This window comes from Flavivirga algicola (genome assembly GCF_012910715.1).
GTDB classification, from domain to species: domain Bacteria; phylum Bacteroidota; class Bacteroidia; order Flavobacteriales; family Flavobacteriaceae; genus Flavivirga; species Flavivirga algicola.
On record NZ_JABBHF010000014.1, the window covers coordinates 45940 to 63634 of the forward strand.

The window sequence follows — 17695 nt, forward strand, 5'->3', positions numbered from 1 at the left end:
TTAAAAATCGTTTCTTGTTATTAAACCTACCAATTTGTTCTGCTTGACTACGGGTAGGCTCCCTATATTGTTTTTATCCATTAATTTTTTTGCTATGGCAACAGGTGTGTACTCGTCTGTCGTTATAACATCTGTTTTCATTATTTTATTTACCGCATCGTTTTGTTGCCTGGGATTTTCTAAATAGGATTTAACATCTGTCCAGCTTATTAAACCAACTAGTTCTCTGCCTCCATTAATAACTGGCATATGGTGAATATTTTTCCATTTCATGATGTTCAAAACCAATTCAATACTATCTTTTTTGTCGACAGAAAAAATATCAGAGCTCATAATATGCTTTACAACCCGTTGTTTTTTAAAAGGAATATCATGGCTATCGAATAACTTGCTCCAAGTAGAAACTGGATATCCTTTTTCTTGCTTTTCATACATCTTAGATGTTAATATTTGCATAGCCTCAAAACGTTTATGGCTTTTTAATAACTGCCTGTAATTTCTAATAAGCCATTCTGAACCCGTATTGGTTTCTATTCTATTTCTAATAATTTTTAAATAACGCTCAGCATCTTCTGGTGCTATTCCAACGCTATATAATCCTTTATATGCCATAGGCAAAAGTTCATTTAATATTAAATCGTAACTAGAAATGTAAGATCTATTCCAATAAAACTGGGTTGCCATACCATATCGGGCTGCATTAAAAAAGTTTGATTTTACATCTTTGAAATCCCATTTTTCATGAATGTTATTATACTTTTTAGGTTTTCCCAACATAACACCTACCCAAAATGCCATGTTTGCAATTTCGTCAATAACTGTTGGCCCAGAAGGGATGTATCTGTTTTCAATTCTTAAGTTTGGTTTGCCACCTGTTTTTCCATAACAAACCCGATTCCATGGGTATACGGTGCCATTATGCAAGGCCAATGCCTTTAATCCAGGGGTTTCGTTATTATTTAGCATATCGACACTATCTTTAATAAAATCGGTAGTAATAAAGCTTCTAAACCTAGAAATATTGTCTTTAAAAATATCTGTTATAGACCCTGTTTGCCATGTATTGCCAAAACTAACTCTAGACTGTTTTTCATTCAACAAATAAGAATTTGCCCTGGTATCTACACTTTGCGTAAACAAAGCGATTCGGGTTTCACTCCAAAGTTCTTTTCCAAATAGCAAAGGCGAATTGCTACATACACTCAAAATAGGTCCCGAAATAGCTTGCGCCCAATTATAACTATCTAAAAAAGTTTTCGGATTTAATTGTAGATGCATCTGAAAACTGGTATTACAACCTTCTAACATAACAGAATCATGTAATAAGTTTAATTCGTCTGCTCCTTTAATGTGTATATCAAATTTTTGCCTTCTTATTCCTTTTATAGCATCGTTTAAAACAGAATACCGTTCAACATTAGTCATACTCTCCTCATTAACATTGTTAATGGAAAGTGATGGTAAAATGCCCGTCAATATTAGTTTAATATCCTTTTTTGATGCTGCTTTTTTTGCCTTTTTAAATAATGCCTCCAATTGTTTATGCAGCTCTGAGAAGCAAGTACTTCCCAATGGTAAGGTGTCAGAATTTATCTCAAGATTATAATTGCTTATTTCTGTAGTAAAATGGTTATCATTAATATCTTTTAAAAGCTCTAAGGATTTGCTTTCTGGTAAAAATTGATTATTTACCAAGCAAAATTCTTGTTCTGCTCCTATTCTAAAATTAGTATCTTCAATCATCCCTTTTTCAACCATTAAATCAAGAGCTTTAATGTCGTTTAGTAAATGATAAATATAATTAGCCCGATCTTTTTTAGTTGTTAGTTTTGTAACATTTAAATCGCCCATTGTTATAATACTTTAATGTTTATTAAACCATTAAATTACTACGAATCAACGAGTTTAAATATGATTTTTATCATGCATATATATAGCTGTTGCCGTGTGAATTCTTATTGCTACTTTTGTATTCATACTTAATTTATGTCTACATCATATCCTAAAAAAGAAAAACTAAAAAGTAAAAAGCTTATCGAACAATTGTTTGAAGAAGGACAATCTGTTTCTGCTTTTCCTTTGCGTTTGGTTTATCTTCAAACAACGTTTGATGATCAAGTTATAGCTAAAACAGGTGTTTCTGTAAGTAAGCGAAATTTTAAAACTGCCGTAGATAGAAATCGTATAAAACGATTATTAAGGGAAGCCTACAGGCTAAACAAAGCCGTGTATTTTAACAACATTACAACACAATATGCGTTTATGATTTTGTACATTGGCAAAGACAAACCAAGCTTAACCCAAGTAGAGTCAAAAATGAAGCACTTGTTTGAAAAATTTTCGAGCAAAATTTCCAAATAATATACGTCCACTATGAAGCACTTATTAAAAAAGAAGATCATAATTCCTATACTGGCGTTTACTATCTTTTTTACAGGAACGGCCTTTAAAAATGATTTTTTCGAGATAGCGAAGCAAATAGAGATATTTACGACGCTTTTTAAAGAACTCAACATGAACTATGTCGATGAGACGAATCCCGGAGATTTAATGGATACTGCCATTAAGAGCATGCTGGCAGACCTAGATCCGTACACGAACTTTATGAACGAACAGGATGTTGAAGCAGCCAGAATTAATAATACGGGCGATTATACGGGTATAGGAGCCAGAGTAAAAACCTTTAAAGATAAATTGGTTATTGTAGAACCTTATAAAGGCTACCCAGCAGATAAAGCAGGTTTAAAAGCTGGAGACGAAATTATTAAAGTGGGTGACATCGTTATTGAAACTTATAAAGAAAATGCAGGTGATTTGTTAAAAGGTGCCTCAGACACTCCTGTAGACGTTATTTACAAACGCCAAGGTAAAACACAAACTGCCACTATAAAAAGAGCTGAAGTAGAAATAAAGGCTGTTCCTCATTTCTCAATGGTTAATGATAAAACTGGCTATATTGTTTTAAGCAGATTCAATAATAAAGCACATTATGAGACCAATTATGCCTTACGTGATTTAAAGGCACAAGGGGCAGAACGCATTATTCTGGATTTAAGGGGAAATCCTGGTGGGCTTCTTAATGAAGCCATTAAAATTGTAAATCTTTTTGTTCCCAAAGGGCAATTGGTAGTCACCACAAAATCTAAAGTAAAAAAATATAATAAAACATATTATACAAAAAGCGAACCTATTGATACCAAGATACCTTTAGTCGTTTTAATTGATGGCCATAGTGCTTCGGCAAGTGAAATTGTATCGGGTTCATTGCAAGATTTAGACCGTGCTGTTATTGTTGGAGCCAGAAGTTTTGGTAAAGGCTTGGTGCAACGCCCCAAACAACTTACCTATGGAACCCAAGTTAAAATAACTATTTCCAGATATTACACACCTTCTGGTCGATGTATTCAGTCCTTAGATTATTGGAACAGAAATGAAAAGGGTGAGGCCGTTCGTGTAAAACAGGAAAATTACAATGAGTTTAAAACCAAAAACGGTCGTAAAGTATTTGACGGTGGCGGTGTGTTTCCAGATGTCATTCTTAACGCCTCTAAAAATTCGGCCATCACAAATGCGATAGTAAACAGTGACTTAATATTTAATTATGGAACCGATTATTATTATAAACATAACCTAAGTGATATTAATAGTTTAAATCTTACTGATGCTGATTTTTCCGATTTTAAAAACTACTTAAAAACTAATAATTTTTCTTTTGAAACCGATACGGAAAAAGCACTTTATAAAGCCTTTGAAACTGCAACCAAAGAAGAATTAAATGATAACATTGAAAAAGACTTTAATGCTTTAGTTAATAATTTGAAGGCATCAAAAACCAGTGTTATTGACGAAAACAAGGGTTATTTATTAGAATTGTTAACCGAAGATATAGTAAAAAGATATGTATACAGGGAAGGGTTATATGATTATTATAAAGTAAATGATCCTAGAATAAAGAAAGCGACAGAAATACTTGGTAATTCATCTATATATCATGACTTTTTAAAGTAAGATTTACCTATTTCTATATACAAAAAAATTAAAAATAGTATATTTATACCTGTTCTATTACCCCACTATGAATAAATTATTGGTATTAATATTATTGGCTCTCAACTCTGTTTTTGTATTCTCTCAAAAAGAATTAACGCATGTTGTATATTTTGATACGGATAAGTACATTCTCCCACCTACAGAAGAAAATCGTTTACTTCTCTTTATTTCAACTTTAACCGACGTAAATATTGAGGCCATTTCTATATTTGGTTTTTGTGATGACAGAGGAGCAGATACTTATAACTTAAAACTGTCTCAGCAACGTGCCGATGCTATAAAAGCTATTTTTTCCAGCAATGAAATTAGTGATGAACTAATTACAAATGTTGATGGAAAAGGTGAAATCCTACTAAAAATCGTAGAAGAAAAAAATATACTAAAAATAAGAGGTTTAAACCGAAAAGTAGAAATTATAGTCACACCAAAAAAGCCAAAACCAAAACCTGTTAAAAAGAAACCTGTTGCAAAAGTCCCTAAAAAGAAAACAACTCCAGAAGTTATAAAGGGAGATATTAAAGTTGGCGACAAAATAGTTTTTGAAAACATCCTATTTAAAACTGGTTACAGCCAGGTTACCTATAGTTCTAAAAAAACATTAGAGGCCATTGCTAAAGCACTTGTAGAGCGCGAAGATATTTACTTCACCATTCAAGGTCATGTGTGCTGTACACAATACAGTAGAGATGCTGTTGATAGAAAAACTAAAAAACGCAATTTATCTGAAGCTCGGGCAAAATATGTTTATGATTATTTTGCAAAAAAAGGGGTTGATAAAAAGCGAATGCGCCACCTGGGGATGCGCAGAAAATTTCCGCTTGGCGGTGATCCAAAATACGACAGACGTGTTGAAATTTTAATAACCTATGTGGGTAAATAGAAAATACTCATGCAGTTTAGTTTTTGTTTTACTAAGTTGTATTGGTATTTCCCAAAACACATCCATTCCAGACCCTAATTTTGAACAAGCACTTATTGATCTGGGAGTCGATAGTGATGGCATTATAAATGGTACTGTTTTAACAGCAGATATTAGTACGGAAACATCACTTAATATTGAAAATTATAATATTCAAAATTTAAGTGGTATTGAGGAATTTAGTGCTTTAGAAGAACTCTTTTGTGGTAATAATCAATTAGCAAATATAGATGTTACTCAAAATTCAAATCTGCAAATTTTTTGGTGCGAATCTAATCAACTAACCAATTTGGATGTTACTCAAAATCCAGGTTTAATTTCACTAAGGTGTGAAAATAATGCACTAGCTAATTTAGATGTTACTCAAAACCCAAATCTAAATGTTTTGGCTTGTGAAAATAATCAATTAACATCTCTAAATGTTTCTCAAAATACCACATTAAGTAGATTTCTGTCTGGTAATAACCTATTAAGTAATTTAGATCTATCCAATAATTTAAGTTTAACTTTTTTTACTTGTGAAAATAATCAATTAACTAATTTAAATCTCTCTTTAAATAACCAATTAATCCAATTAAATTGTGCATTTAATGGGCTAACAGAATTGGATTTATCTAATAACCCCAGATTAGCACAACTAGATTGTAGCAATAATAATCTCTGTAGATTAAATATTAGAAATGGGAACAATGGGAATGTTAATACCATGGATTTTAGAGCTAATCCCAATTTAAACTGTGTTGTTGTTGATAATCCTTCTGGAAATCATTCAACTTGGGAGCCCGTTTCTTTTTCGAATTATATAGCCTCTCAAAATGATTGTGGGAATTTTGTAAATGTAGACTCTCTAGAAAATGTTATAACCAATACATCTTATATATTACCTGCATTAACAAACGGAAACTACTTTACAGAGTCTGGAGGAAGTGGTTTTCCATTTAGTGTTGGAGATATTATTACAACCTCATTAACCCTATATATTTACAACGAAACAGCATGTGATAGCAATGAATCTAGTTTTAGCGTATTAATTATCGATGAAGATTATTACATCCCAAAATACTTTACACCAAATAACGACGGATACCATGATGTATGGCAAGTTTTTGACACCAATAACTCTATAAAAACGGTAAATATCTTCGATAAATATGGAAAACTGTTAAAGTCATTACCTCCTAATGCTCCTGGTTGGAATGGTACTTTTAACGGAGAACTTTTACATACAGACGATTATTGGTATGTTATTACCCTTAATTCTGGTGAAATTGTTAGGGGACATTTTACTTTAAAACGTTGATTATTTATTCCTTAATCATTATAATATGTGGAATACCATCATCTAAAAATTCTTCACCAACTTGGATAAAACCAAAATTAGAATAGAACTTTTTTAAATAGGATTGAGCCATAATTCTAACTGACGTGGTATTATAATGATCTTTAATAGCCTCAATAGATTTTTTCATGATAATATGACCATATTTAAAGTCTCGCTTTTCTTTAGCAACAATTACACGCCCCATACTGGATTCAGCATAATAATCCCCAGGTTTAAAAATACGCGCATAAGCGACTATTTTTTTGTCTATATAGCCCAAAATATGCAAAGCTTTAAAATCTTTTCCATCTATATCTCTATACAAACAATCTTGCTCTATAACAAATATGTCACTGCGCAGTTGTAACAAATCATATAATTCTCGCTTAGTTAATGCTTCAAATGTTTTTACTTGTGTTTTTAACATGTTTTATAAAGTTGATCTGTCATTCTCATGAATACCTAAAATGTAACTGCCTGCACTGAGCGTAATCGATATGTAATAATTCGTTTAATTTTAGTTTTAATTCAAGAGATTCCTACCTACCTCCGCAGGAATGGCATTAATCCTGCACAATCACATCTTTAACATCATCCTTCCCAAATTCTGGCTGGATATTCACGTGATTAATATCATATTTATTGAAAACCAAATCTTCTATTTTATGTAAAATAACATCAAATTGAGACAGGGTTATATCGTTATTAAAATCAATATGTGCTTCTAAATGAATTTCTTCTTCATTTAATTGCCAAACATGGACATGATGTACATTTTTAATGCTTTCAAAAGCATTTATTTCGGAAACTATTTGACTTATGGGAATATCATCTGGAGTGAATAACATCAACACTTTAGTAGAGCTCTTTAATAAATCGAACCCCATCCAAATTAAATAAACTGCTATTGCAAATGTTAAGACACTATCTACCCAATATAGTTGATAATATTTCATTAACAGCCCCCCAATAAGTACAGCAATACTGGCCATCATATCTGTTAATAAATGCAGATAAGCGCTTTTCATATTCATATTAGATTTTGAATCTCTTTTTAATAAAAGCACACTTAAACCATTTGCTACAATCCCTAAAATGGATAACCAAATAACTAAATTAGATTCAATTTCTTCTGGATTTTGAAACCTTTTAATGGCCTCAATAATTAACAAAATTGCAACAATTATTAATGTGGATGCATTTATAAATGCTGCTAATATTTCTGCACGTTTATACCCAAATGTTCTATGAATTGAAGCTTTTTTTTTAGATAACTTATTAGCTATGTAACTAACCACCAAAGAAAGGACATCACTAAAATTATGTAAGGCGTCGCTCAATAATGCTAAACTACCCGAAACAATACCACCTATTACTTGCGCTGCCGTAATAAGAATATTTAATAAAATAGATATAAAAAGATTACGTCCTTTTAGGTCGTTATGAGCGTGAGTGTGATTATGAGTATGTGAATGACCCATTTAACAAGATAGCGGAATTTTATCTATCCTGTTTTGGTGTCTTCCACCTTCAAATTCGGTATTCAAAAATGTTTCTACCATTTGTAAGGCTTGCGGAATAGCTGTATAACGCGCTGGGATACATAAAATATTCGCATTGTTATGTTGTCTTATCAACTCGACAATCTCTTTTGTCCAACATAAACCAGCACGTACTTTTTGATATTTATTTGCTGTCATAGCAACACCATTTGCACTACCACATATTAAAATACCAAAATCTACTTTTTTATTTTCAACATCTTGAGCTACAGGATGTACAAAATCTGGATAATCTACACTATCATTAGCATCGGTTCCGTAGTTATTAACAACATGGCCTTTATCTTCTAAATACTGCGTGATTGCAAATTTATAATCTGTTCCTGCGTGATCGTTACCTATAGAAATTGTCATGGTTTTATTATCTTTTTTTATAGGCTATAAAGGTACTAACTATATATTAAAAATAACGAATGTCTTTTGTTAGATATATTAAAGGATTCTTTATGAAAATCAAGTTTTAAACCATATTTTATAATTTTAAGTACATGTTAATAATAAGTAATGTGTGTTACTATATTAATTACTTGTTAATAAGTGTTCATTACTTTCTAAAAGAAAAATATTGTTAATCCATTTATTTTTTCAATCAAGAATAAACATGAGTTTTCCAAAAATTTAAATTACTTTTTTTAGCAATGTTATTAGACAAAAAATAACAGATGTGAACACAAAATAAAGGAATAGTTATTAGAAAAAGTTGTTAGTTTGAGTTGTTAACAAGTGTGTATATAAATTTTAAAATCATTAAAAATGAACCTATTAAAATAATTTATATTGTTAATTAACTATTAATAGAAAGTAAATTAATTGTTATCAAAATAAAATTTAAAAAAGTTATCCTAACTATTAACACACTATAATAACCATTATTATTTTTTTAAATTTTTAAAAGAAAATAGTATTATACTATATAATGTGAATAACTCTAATTTTTCATTTTATAGAGACGAGTTTTTAATATTTTGAAAAGTATATTATTTAATTTGGTTTCTAATTCAAAGTCAATGGGGCTATCTATGATCAAAATGGATAAATTAAATATAGACTATATTAGAGCCCTTATATAGAAGATATAGTGATGAATGATATAATATAACTTATTTAATCAATTTGAGACCTTTATAGTGATGTTAAATAGTGTTTATAATAAACTAGGCTAGCATCGACTTTATTTTGCATAGAATGCCATAGAGAAAAGAGCATAGATGGGTTTTAGTATGAAGATATAAGAAGTTTTATAAAAATAGGTTATAATTATATATAAGAAAAAACTTACTTATAATATTTACTATTGCTGTATATTTTGAAAAGAAGAATTTACTTTAGCTTCTATGGTTCTTCAAAAAATATAAAAGATTCATACTCTTTTTAGATGACTATAAGCTAATACAAAGTTGTATTAAAACAAAAATCCCGGCCAAGGCCAGGATATAATTTATTTTACTAATTTGATTTATTACTTTTTATAGTCGGCGTTTAAGGCATCTAAAATAGTTTGTGTTAAATCGTTTTCATCGGTGCCATATAAAACCGTTGCTGCAGCATCACTGGTTCCTAATATGTAAGTATAGCCATTTTTCTTTCCATAATCTTTAACAAAGTCTTTTACTTTTATGATTACAGAATCTATTTCGGTTTGAAAAGCTTGAGTTAACTGTTGTTGCTCAAATTGCATTTGTTGTTGCAATACTTGTTGCTTTTGTTGTAAACCACCCATCAATTCTTGTGCCTTTTTCTTTGATGATTTTTGAGCAGTTAATTGTGTTTGTTGCACCTCTAATTGAAATGCTTGCCCAATACTATCTGCTTTCTTTTTAAAGGCCTCCTCTTTTGCTTGAAATTTTGTTTCTAAATCTTTTTTCTCTTGAAAATCATTTATAAGAAGACTATTATCTATAAATCCGATTTTTTTTTCTTTTTGACAAGAAGTAAAAGCTACGGCTACTAATAATACATAAAGTATATTTTTCATTTTATCGTTTTTTAAAATCTGAACAAAAATAGTAAAGTAGTTCAGAATTTTGATAAATTATGCTTCGAATTTGATTTATAATTATTATTTATAGCATTATTTTATTTGAATAATTAATATCTATTAATTATAAAGTCTTTTAAAGCGATTTAAGAGGGTTTTAAAATATAGGTTAGTATTTGGTTATTTCATATCATGTAAGACTACATAAGCCTATTAAAATAGATTTTAGCTATTTTTAATGATATAAATTAAAGAAGAAGCCTCTTTTGATCTAATCGCTTTTAAATTTGAAAGCAACCCTATATAAAATGCTTTTATAGGTTTCATTTTTCCATGCTTATACTTTTCAGAAAGTAGGCTTACATAAAATGCATCAAAAAGCATGGGTTTTATTTTTAGGACTTCCATCGAAACTTTTAAAACTAATTTAGAAATAGATGTTTTATCAAAATGCCAAAGGTGTCTAGGTACATCATAAGCTGCCCAAAACTCTTTATAATGTTTCGCATCGTAACTTTTATAATTTGGGACGGCTATTATTAAAGTACCATCAGGTTTTAATAATTTCTTAAAAATAGAAATATGATCTTCTAAATTCGGCAAATGCTCTAACACGTGCCAAAGTGTAATAACATCAAAACTCGATGTTTCAAATTTTGAAAGTTGTTCAGTTTCAAAAACAGCATCATGAGTTTTTTTATTAGCTATCTCTCGAGCTTGTTCGTTAGGTTCAATTCCAAAAACCTTCCAATTATTTTGTTTGGCAGTTTGTAAAAAATCGCCTGTACCACATCCAACATCTAAAAGTTTTTTTTCTTTTGAAGAAAAAGAATTAACTAAATTGAGTTTCTTTTTTAATGAAATTTGTCTTATTAAATGATAGACTTTTTCAAACAAATTTCGTTGAGAATCGGTATGTGAAATATAATCTTCACTTTTATAATAATCGGGTAATTTTTCTAAAGATGGTTGAGGTATTGTTTCAAGAAAACCATATTCAGAATTTTTAATTAATTCGAACGATTCTTTAGAAACAGAATAATCCTTGACTTTTAAGTGAAATGATTTATTTCTCATTAAGGTAATTCTAACATGTAATCAATAAAAAGAAAAGCCAAATCTACAAATTCAATATAAATTACACTAGTATTTTAATTTACTTCTTTATATAAATTAATTGCTTTTAAATATTTTAAAGCACCTTTTTTGCTAGGTCGTGAATGATACCTTTTAGATAAGGATGATTTTTTTAATCCAATTTAAGAGTTTAGTTCTATTAAGAGAAAAAACAGTATCATTGAAAACATTATATTTTATAATTTCAATACTTGTAATTTTCTTCTCTTTAAACCTAATAATTGGTGCCTCGTAAAGAAATAGAATCCTTTTGTCTTTTTGCGAATTTTTGTTTTAACGAAACTATTTTTTCTTCAATTTTTAAGACTTCATACTCTGGTTCAAAGACAGCATCCCATTTTAAAATTTTATAAATTCCTCTTGAGAAAAGGCTTTTTTATAATCGATTTCTTTTGTTACTAAACTATCGATTAGCAATGTTGAAATTTTAGAATAATCAGAATTATTTAGTTTCTTGTATTATGTTTTTGCAATTTTTATTTTATCATTTTTACTTTTGCAGGACATAGCACTTATAGATAAAAACAACAATATTATTAAGATTATTCTCTTTTTAATTTATGGTTTACATCAAAAATATTTGATGTTCTGAGTCTGTATTTCTATTTAAATACAGACTCTCGTATAAACGGAAATCTAAAATCGTAAAACGTTCCACGTGGAACACTTATAAATTACCTACCCATGTAAACCAATAATACAGAAATATCATTAGGTGAAACACCACTAATTCTTGATGCTTGAGATACGGTTGTTGGCTGTATTTTTTTTAATTTTTCACGTGCTTCAAAACTCATGGATTTAATTTGTGAGTAATCAAAATTCTCTGGAATTTTTACATACTCCAGCCTACTTAATTTGTCTGCATTATTTTTTTCCTTGGCTATATATCCAGAATATTTAACTTGAATTTCTGCCTGTTCAATAACCTCATTGTCTAAATTGTTATCCTGAATATATTGTTCAACAGCCTTAAATTTTCTAACATCATCAATTGTGATATTTGGCCTTGAAAAGATCTTAAACATCTTATCAGATTGTTTTACTAAAGCAGATTTTTTAGACTCTAATACTGGATTTGCTTCTTCTGGTTTTACACTTGTTTTAGAAAAGAACTCAACGAATTTTTTTGCATCGTTATGCTTTTGTTCCATTCTTTTTAAACGCTTTTCGCTAGCCAGTCCAATTTCAAAACCTTTTGGTGTTAATCTTAAATCGGCATTATCTTGACGTAATAAAGTTCTATATTCGGCTCTTGATGTAAACATTCTATAAGGCTCTTCTGTGCCTTTAGTTATTAAATCATCTATTAAAACACCTATGTAAGCTTCATCTCTTTTTAGGGTAAAAGCATCTTTTTCCTGAACCTTTAAACTGGCATTTATACCAGCCATCAATCCTTGAGAAGCGGCCTCTTCATATCCTGTAGTTCCATTAATCTGACCTGCAAAAAACAAACCCTCTACTAGTTTAGTTTCTAAAGTATGCTTTAATTGTGTGGGAGGAAAATAATCATACTCGATTGCATAACCTGGTCTAAAAAACTTGACGTTTTCAAAACCAACTACAGATCGCAGTGCTTTAAATTGAACGTCTTCTGGAAGAGATGTAGAGAACCCATTTACATAAACCTCACAGGTATTCCAACCTTCTGGTTCTATAAATAATTGATGTCTGTCTTTGTCTGCGAATCGATTAATTTTATCTTCAATAGACGGACAATAACGAGGTCCTAAACTTTTAATTCTACCATTAAACATTGGTGATCTGTCAAAGCCCTCACGAAGTAAATCGTGGACTTCTAGACTCGTATAAGTCATGTGGCAAGAGCGTTGATTTTCTAATGGTTTTGTTGTATCCAAATACGAGAATTTTTCTGGATTATCATCACCAGGCTGCTCAATCATTTTAGAATAATCTAAACTCCGTCCATCGACTCTAGGAGGCGTTCCTGTTTTCATTCTTCCAGAATCGAACCCTAAATCTACCAACTGTTCTGTAATTCCGGTTGCAGCTTTTTCCCCTGCTCTACCGCCACCAAAATTCTTATCTCCTATATGTATTAACCCATTTAAAAAAGTACCGTTAGTTAAGACAACAGACTTCGCTTTTATTTCAATTCCAAGCGATGTTTTTACACCTGTTATTTTTCCTTTTTCAACAATTAAACCAGATACCATTTCCTGATAAAAATCAAGATTAGACGTTCCCTCTAAAAGCAATCGCCAATCTTCAGCAAAACGCATACGATCACTTTGTACTCTCGGACTCCACATGGCAGGCCCTTTCGATTTGTTTAACATTTTAAACTGAATAGCAGAAGTATCGGAAACAATTCCGCTATAACCGCCAAGTGCGTCAATCTCTCTTACAATTTGTCCTTTGGCTATACCACCCATAGCAGGATTACAAGACATTTGAGCTATATTTTGGAGATTCATGGTTACCAGCAATGTTTTGCTACCCATATTTGCAGCAGCAGCAGCAGCTTCACTCCCCGCGTGACCTGCTCCAACAACTATAACATCATAAACTTCGTTAAACATAATTTTTGGTTTTAAAACACCTATGTTCCACGTGGAACATATCAATTATTTGAGTTTGCAAATATACGTTGTTTCTATAAAACAAAGTATTTGTATTCCTACTTTACCCATCGTTTTAATGGGTTAGTTGGTTGGAAATTTATGATTTTATAGGTTGGTGAGGAAGTTGTTTTAAACAACAAGAGAAAAGAGTTGCATAAATATAAGCTTATACATTAAGCTAATTGCTCCAAATAATGGTTTTCTTTAGCTCGCATTATTTTAGCATCAGCATCTGTTTTGTCTTTATAGCCACAGTAATGAAGTACACCATGAATGATGACACGATTTAATTCTTCTTCAAATGAAACAGAGAAATCTTTAGCGTTATCTTTTACTCTTTCTATAGAAATAAAAATATCTCCCTGTATTCGTTTTCCAATAGAATAATCAAAACTAATAACGTCTGTTAATGTATCATGATTTAGAAATTCTACATTCAATTTATGAAGGTATTCATCATCACAAAACACATAATTAATTTCTTCTAATTTATGAGCTTCTTCAGAAATCGTATTTAAAATCCAGTTGGAAACTTCTGTTTCATTCTTTAAATAAAAATCGGTTTCGTAATTGAAGTTAATCATTCGTCTGCTTAAAATATTCTTGCACTTTCTTTTTATAAACTTGTTGCAAAGGTAAAGCTTGTCTGTTTAATATTTCGATGGTTTTAAAATATTGTTTTGCAGTTGGTATTTGATTGTTTGTATTATTGTTGAAATTATTTTTATTGGTTTCAGATTCTCTTTTATTATCCTCGCCTTGCTGAAAAGTAGCATTCTCCAATTTTAATAGTTGATGTTTTAATTGCATCATCTTTTGAAGCGTTTGATTTGTAAATCCCTTATTCAATAGATCCAATTCAATATCTTCCATCTTTCTTAGCAAAACATCACCATTCCCTCTTTTTCCTTTTCCTTCTTTAGCCAATCTTTCTTCCAATGCTTTTCTTAATTGTTGTTGTTGTTGGTATATTTCGTATAATAAACCGTTCATATCTTCATTGCTTCCCTCGCCTTCACCATTATTTTTATTTCCTTCACCAGGTTTTTCACCTTTCTTTCCCTTTTCCCCTTCTTTCCCTTTTTCTCCCTCATTTCCTTTTTTGCCATCTTTTTCACTCTCACCTTCTTTTTCTCCTTTGCCTTCCTGATCCTTAGGGTTTCCTTTTTCTCCTTTTTTCATACCCTCCTGCATCATCTTATTAAGTTCTTCCTGGCTCATAATAATATCAGGTAATTGCATATCGCCTTGTCCACCTTTACCAGGAGACATACTCATGTTTTCTTGCATATTATCTAAAACATCACTTAAAAAGTCTGCTAAATTATTTGCAGCCGTTATAGCAAATTGCTGATTAGAGACGCCTTGATATAATTGATTTTCGGCCAATAAGCTTAAAGCTTTATCTATGTTGTAATATACTTCTGTGATTTCTTTATTAACCTTCTCTGAAAGCTTTGGTTGGCGAAGCGATAAGGCAAACAAACTGTCATCAATATGCTCAAAATGTTCTTTTAAATTATTTTGTTTGCGTAAATAGAATGCAAATTTATTATGGTTAACATCAATGTTTTTAAATTGATTCATGATGCTTTCCTGATCAAAAGAAAATAATACCAGGTTATCTAGAATTTGGCGAAGCATGTCTACATCTTCCTGCATTTGTTCACCCCCTCCTGCTTGCATGGCACTTTGCATTTGCTCGCTCATTTTTTTCATTTTTTGAGCTGCTTTCTTCTGGTTTTTTTGTGCGTTCTTTAAATTTTCGTTTTTCTTTTCCTTTGGTTTTTCTCCACCTTCTTCTTTTTCACCAGCTTGCTCCTGCTCGTTTTTTTCTAATGCTTTAGATGCATTTTCCTGTTCCTTTTTAATGGCATTCTCTTCTAATTTGTCTTGAGGAATATCTATAGGTTTTTTTAAAGCTTTACTGTCTTTTTTCAAATCTTCTAACTGCTTCGAGAATTCTTCAAATGCCTTATTGAGTGCTTCTTGTTTTTCTTTAGTATTTTCCTCCTTAGATTTGTTAGCAAGTTTTTCTTGTTCTTCAGCAAGTTTTTCTAAGTCACTCTTAAGCTTTTCTAATTTTTTCTCAACATAAAAACGTTTCGTTAATTCCAGTAACTGCTCTAAACTTCGTTTTTTATTTTTATTTTGTTTGGCAAGCTCTTCTAACTTTTTAGTTATAACGTCTTCTTTATTGATTTTTTCTAAAAGTTCTTTTAACTCATCCAATACTTTCTCATCTTTCTTAAGCTGCTCTTCATTTTCTTTTAAACGTTCTTTCAAGTCTTCTTTAAAAGGATCTTCTTTTAAATCTTCTTTATGAAACTCTTCTAAATTATCTTTTAACTTTTTGTTGAAGTTTTTCATTATTTCGTCTTGTTGTTTCTGACGTTTAAAAAATGATTCCAACTTTTTCTTATCGTTAAAATTTAATGTTGATTTTTCTTTTTGGGTTTTAGTCAACTCCTCTAATTTTTTATCTTGTTCATCAAAATTTTCTAAAGATTTATTCAAATCTTTAATAGTTTGACTCTGCTCTTCCAGGTTTTTTTGTTCTTCTTCTTCTTTGGTGCGTTTTCTATAAGTAAACACATTACTTTTAGCCGTTTTGTAGTTGTTAACTATATCATTATCAAATACTTGAAAGTATAATTCATAAGGAATACCAGGTTCAATATTTAAATTATTTGGGAAAGCGCTTATAAATTCTGCAATATTAGAATTAGAAATAGGAATCTTTTCAAACTGCTTGTTTTTTTCGTTATTAGAAGGATAATAAACAAGCTGTAGTTTGCTAAAACCATAATCGTCGCTCACTTGTCCATAAAAGTATAGTGATTGTAAATCCACACTATCTGTTTCTACTTTTAAATCAATTTCTGGGTATTCATCCTTAATAACATTAATACTAAATGCTAAGTTTTCGTAATTCTTAAGATTTTTATTACTGGTGCTTAAGCTGTAATCCAAATTGTTATAAACACGTTTAGAAGCTTTAAAGTCTCCAGATTCATGAGGAGAAAAATCAATAGTATCCTGAGCATATAAATGAACCTGTTCCGTCGCTTTGGTTTTTAATTGCCAAACAATATTGGTGCCCTCTGGAACCAAAGCATTTCCAGTACTTTTAATGGTTTCATCTTTCTTTTTGGTATAGCCAGGATAGTCTAAAATCATTTCGAAACTCAATAAAGAAGGAACTTCAATAATTTTAATGTCATAAGGTTTAGATCTAACATCGTTGGCCGATAACTCAAAACGGATGTCCGATTTAAGTTGCGAAAACACATATTCAAATTCCCCTACCCCTTTTTGTTGCAAAAAATAGGTTTCGTTATTATAAGTTATTTGTGCATTTTCTGGCGTAAGCTCCCCAGCCGTTTTTACAATAAGTTTGAAATCTTTGTTTTCAATGGCTTTTAAATCTTCGTTCACAACATAAAACTGAAACGGAGCTGGTGGTTCGTAGGCTGTTTTGTAATGAACAACACGCTCGTAACTATCACTAAACAGTCTAAAATTGCCTGTTAAAAAAATGAGCAATAAAATAAATAACGGAATCGCTGCATACTTTAAATAGCTCAGATTGTTTTTTAAGTTAATAGCCAATTTAAAAGGAATTGGATGCAGCTCTAACGATTTTTGTTCGATGCTCGCCAGGAGTAGTTCCGACTGCAATTTGTTTTGATGCAGCTGCAGGACATTCAGCAATTTATCATTAACCTCTGGAAAATGTTGCCCGATGATTCTCGAGGCATCTTCATAATTAATACCTTTTTGAAGTTTGAATAGTTTTGCCAAGGGTGTGGCAATAAATTTAATGATCAAAGCTATTTCTACAGTAATAAACAACCAAAATAAAATGGTTCTGGCTGTAGTACTTAACCATAAAACATGCTCAATGAATAGCGTGAATAAAAAGTATAGCAGACCAATAGCAAAAAACAATATGGTGCCTTTAAGTAATTCATTGGTATAATAACGCTTTATAAAGGCCTCTAATTTATTCTGTATGTTCTTAAAATGACTATTCATGATATGGGTTCTTGATTTCTAAGACATAACATATTCTATCAATTTTTTCAATAGAATCTTAAAAATGTTTTAACGTCTTACTAAACTACAATTTTATTTAGT

General features: G+C 30.7%; 13 protein-coding genes. 4 read left to right on the forward strand and 9 right to left on the reverse strand.

Annotated elements, in window-relative coordinates; genetic code table 11:
* Positions 1-1851, reverse strand: a complete 1851-nt coding sequence (locus tag HHX25_RS19215) for a CBS domain-containing protein (protein WP_169676805.1) — start codon at positions 1849-1851, stop codon at positions 1-3.
* 135 nt (positions 1852-1986) lie between these two features.
* On the opposite strand from HHX25_RS19215, the gene rnpA reads away from it, so the two are divergent.
* From rnpA to HHX25_RS19235, 4 genes are all read left to right on the forward strand, one after another.
* The gene (gene rnpA, locus HHX25_RS19220) at positions 1987-2361 is read left to right on the forward strand and encodes a ribonuclease P protein component (protein ID WP_169676808.1); all 375 of its coding nucleotides are present in this window, start codon (positions 1987-1989) and stop codon (positions 2359-2361) included.
* 12 nt (positions 2362-2373) lie between these two features.
* Positions 2374-4008, forward strand: coding sequence for a S41 family peptidase (locus HHX25_RS19225; protein ID WP_169676810.1), 1635 nt, complete (start codon positions 2374-2376; stop codon positions 4006-4008).
* A gap of 67 nt (positions 4009-4075) precedes the next feature.
* Positions 4076-4930: an OmpA family protein gene (locus tag HHX25_RS19230; protein ID WP_169676812.1), complete on the forward strand. Its 855-nt coding sequence runs from the start codon at positions 4076-4078 to the stop codon at positions 4928-4930.
* Complete coding sequence (locus HHX25_RS19235; protein ID WP_169676814.1) at positions 4917-6269, forward strand: T9SS type B sorting domain-containing protein; 1353 nt, start codon at positions 4917-4919, stop codon at positions 6267-6269. Before HHX25_RS19230 ends, HHX25_RS19235 begins: the two co-directional genes overlap by 14 nt.
* Positions 6270-6273: 4 nt before the next feature.
* Here HHX25_RS19235 and HHX25_RS19240 read toward each other — a convergent pair whose 3' ends face one another.
* The 8 genes from HHX25_RS19240 to HHX25_RS19275 form a co-directional block, all read right to left on the reverse strand.
* The gene (locus HHX25_RS19240) at positions 6274-6717 is read right to left on the reverse strand and encodes a GNAT family N-acetyltransferase (protein ID WP_169676816.1); all 444 of its coding nucleotides are present in this window, start codon (positions 6715-6717) and stop codon (positions 6274-6276) included.
* Between the two features lie 136 nt (positions 6718-6853).
* A complete protein-coding gene (locus HHX25_RS19245) occupies positions 6854-7771 on the reverse strand; it encodes a cation diffusion facilitator family transporter (RefSeq protein WP_169676818.1) in 918 nt (305 codons plus the stop codon).
* The gene (gene rpiB, locus HHX25_RS19250; protein ID WP_169676820.1) at positions 7772-8206 is read right to left on the reverse strand and encodes a ribose 5-phosphate isomerase B; all 435 of its coding nucleotides are present in this window, start codon (positions 8204-8206) and stop codon (positions 7772-7774) included. It abuts the gene before it with no gap.
* A 1105-nt stretch (positions 8207-9311) separates the two neighbouring features.
* Positions 9312-9827 carry an OmpH family outer membrane protein gene (locus HHX25_RS19255; RefSeq protein ID WP_169676821.1) on the reverse strand — a complete coding sequence of 172 codons (516 nt, stop codon included), beginning with the start codon at positions 9825-9827 and terminating at the stop codon, positions 9312-9314.
* Positions 9828-10055: 228 nt separating this feature from the next.
* On the reverse strand, positions 10056-10907 hold the full coding sequence (locus HHX25_RS19260; protein ID WP_169676822.1) for a class I SAM-dependent methyltransferase: 852 nt from the start codon (positions 10905-10907) through the stop codon (positions 10056-10058).
* Positions 10908-11641: 734 nt separating this feature from the next.
* The gene (gene mnmG / locus HHX25_RS19265) at positions 11642-13513 is read right to left on the reverse strand and encodes a tRNA uridine-5-carboxymethylaminomethyl(34) synthesis enzyme MnmG (RefSeq protein WP_169676823.1); all 1872 of its coding nucleotides are present in this window, start codon (positions 13511-13513) and stop codon (positions 11642-11644) included.
* 215 nt (positions 13514-13728) lie between these two features.
* Positions 13729-14139 (reverse strand): rRNA maturation RNase YbeY, encoded by a 411-nt coding sequence (gene ybeY, locus HHX25_RS19270; protein ID WP_169676824.1) that lies wholly within the window; start codon positions 14137-14139, stop codon positions 13729-13731.
* A complete protein-coding gene (locus HHX25_RS19275) occupies positions 14132-17593 on the reverse strand; it encodes a DUF4175 family protein (RefSeq protein WP_169676825.1) in 3462 nt (1153 codons plus the stop codon). Before HHX25_RS19275 ends, ybeY begins: the two co-directional genes overlap by 8 nt.
* Positions 17594-17695 lie beyond the last annotated feature (102 nt).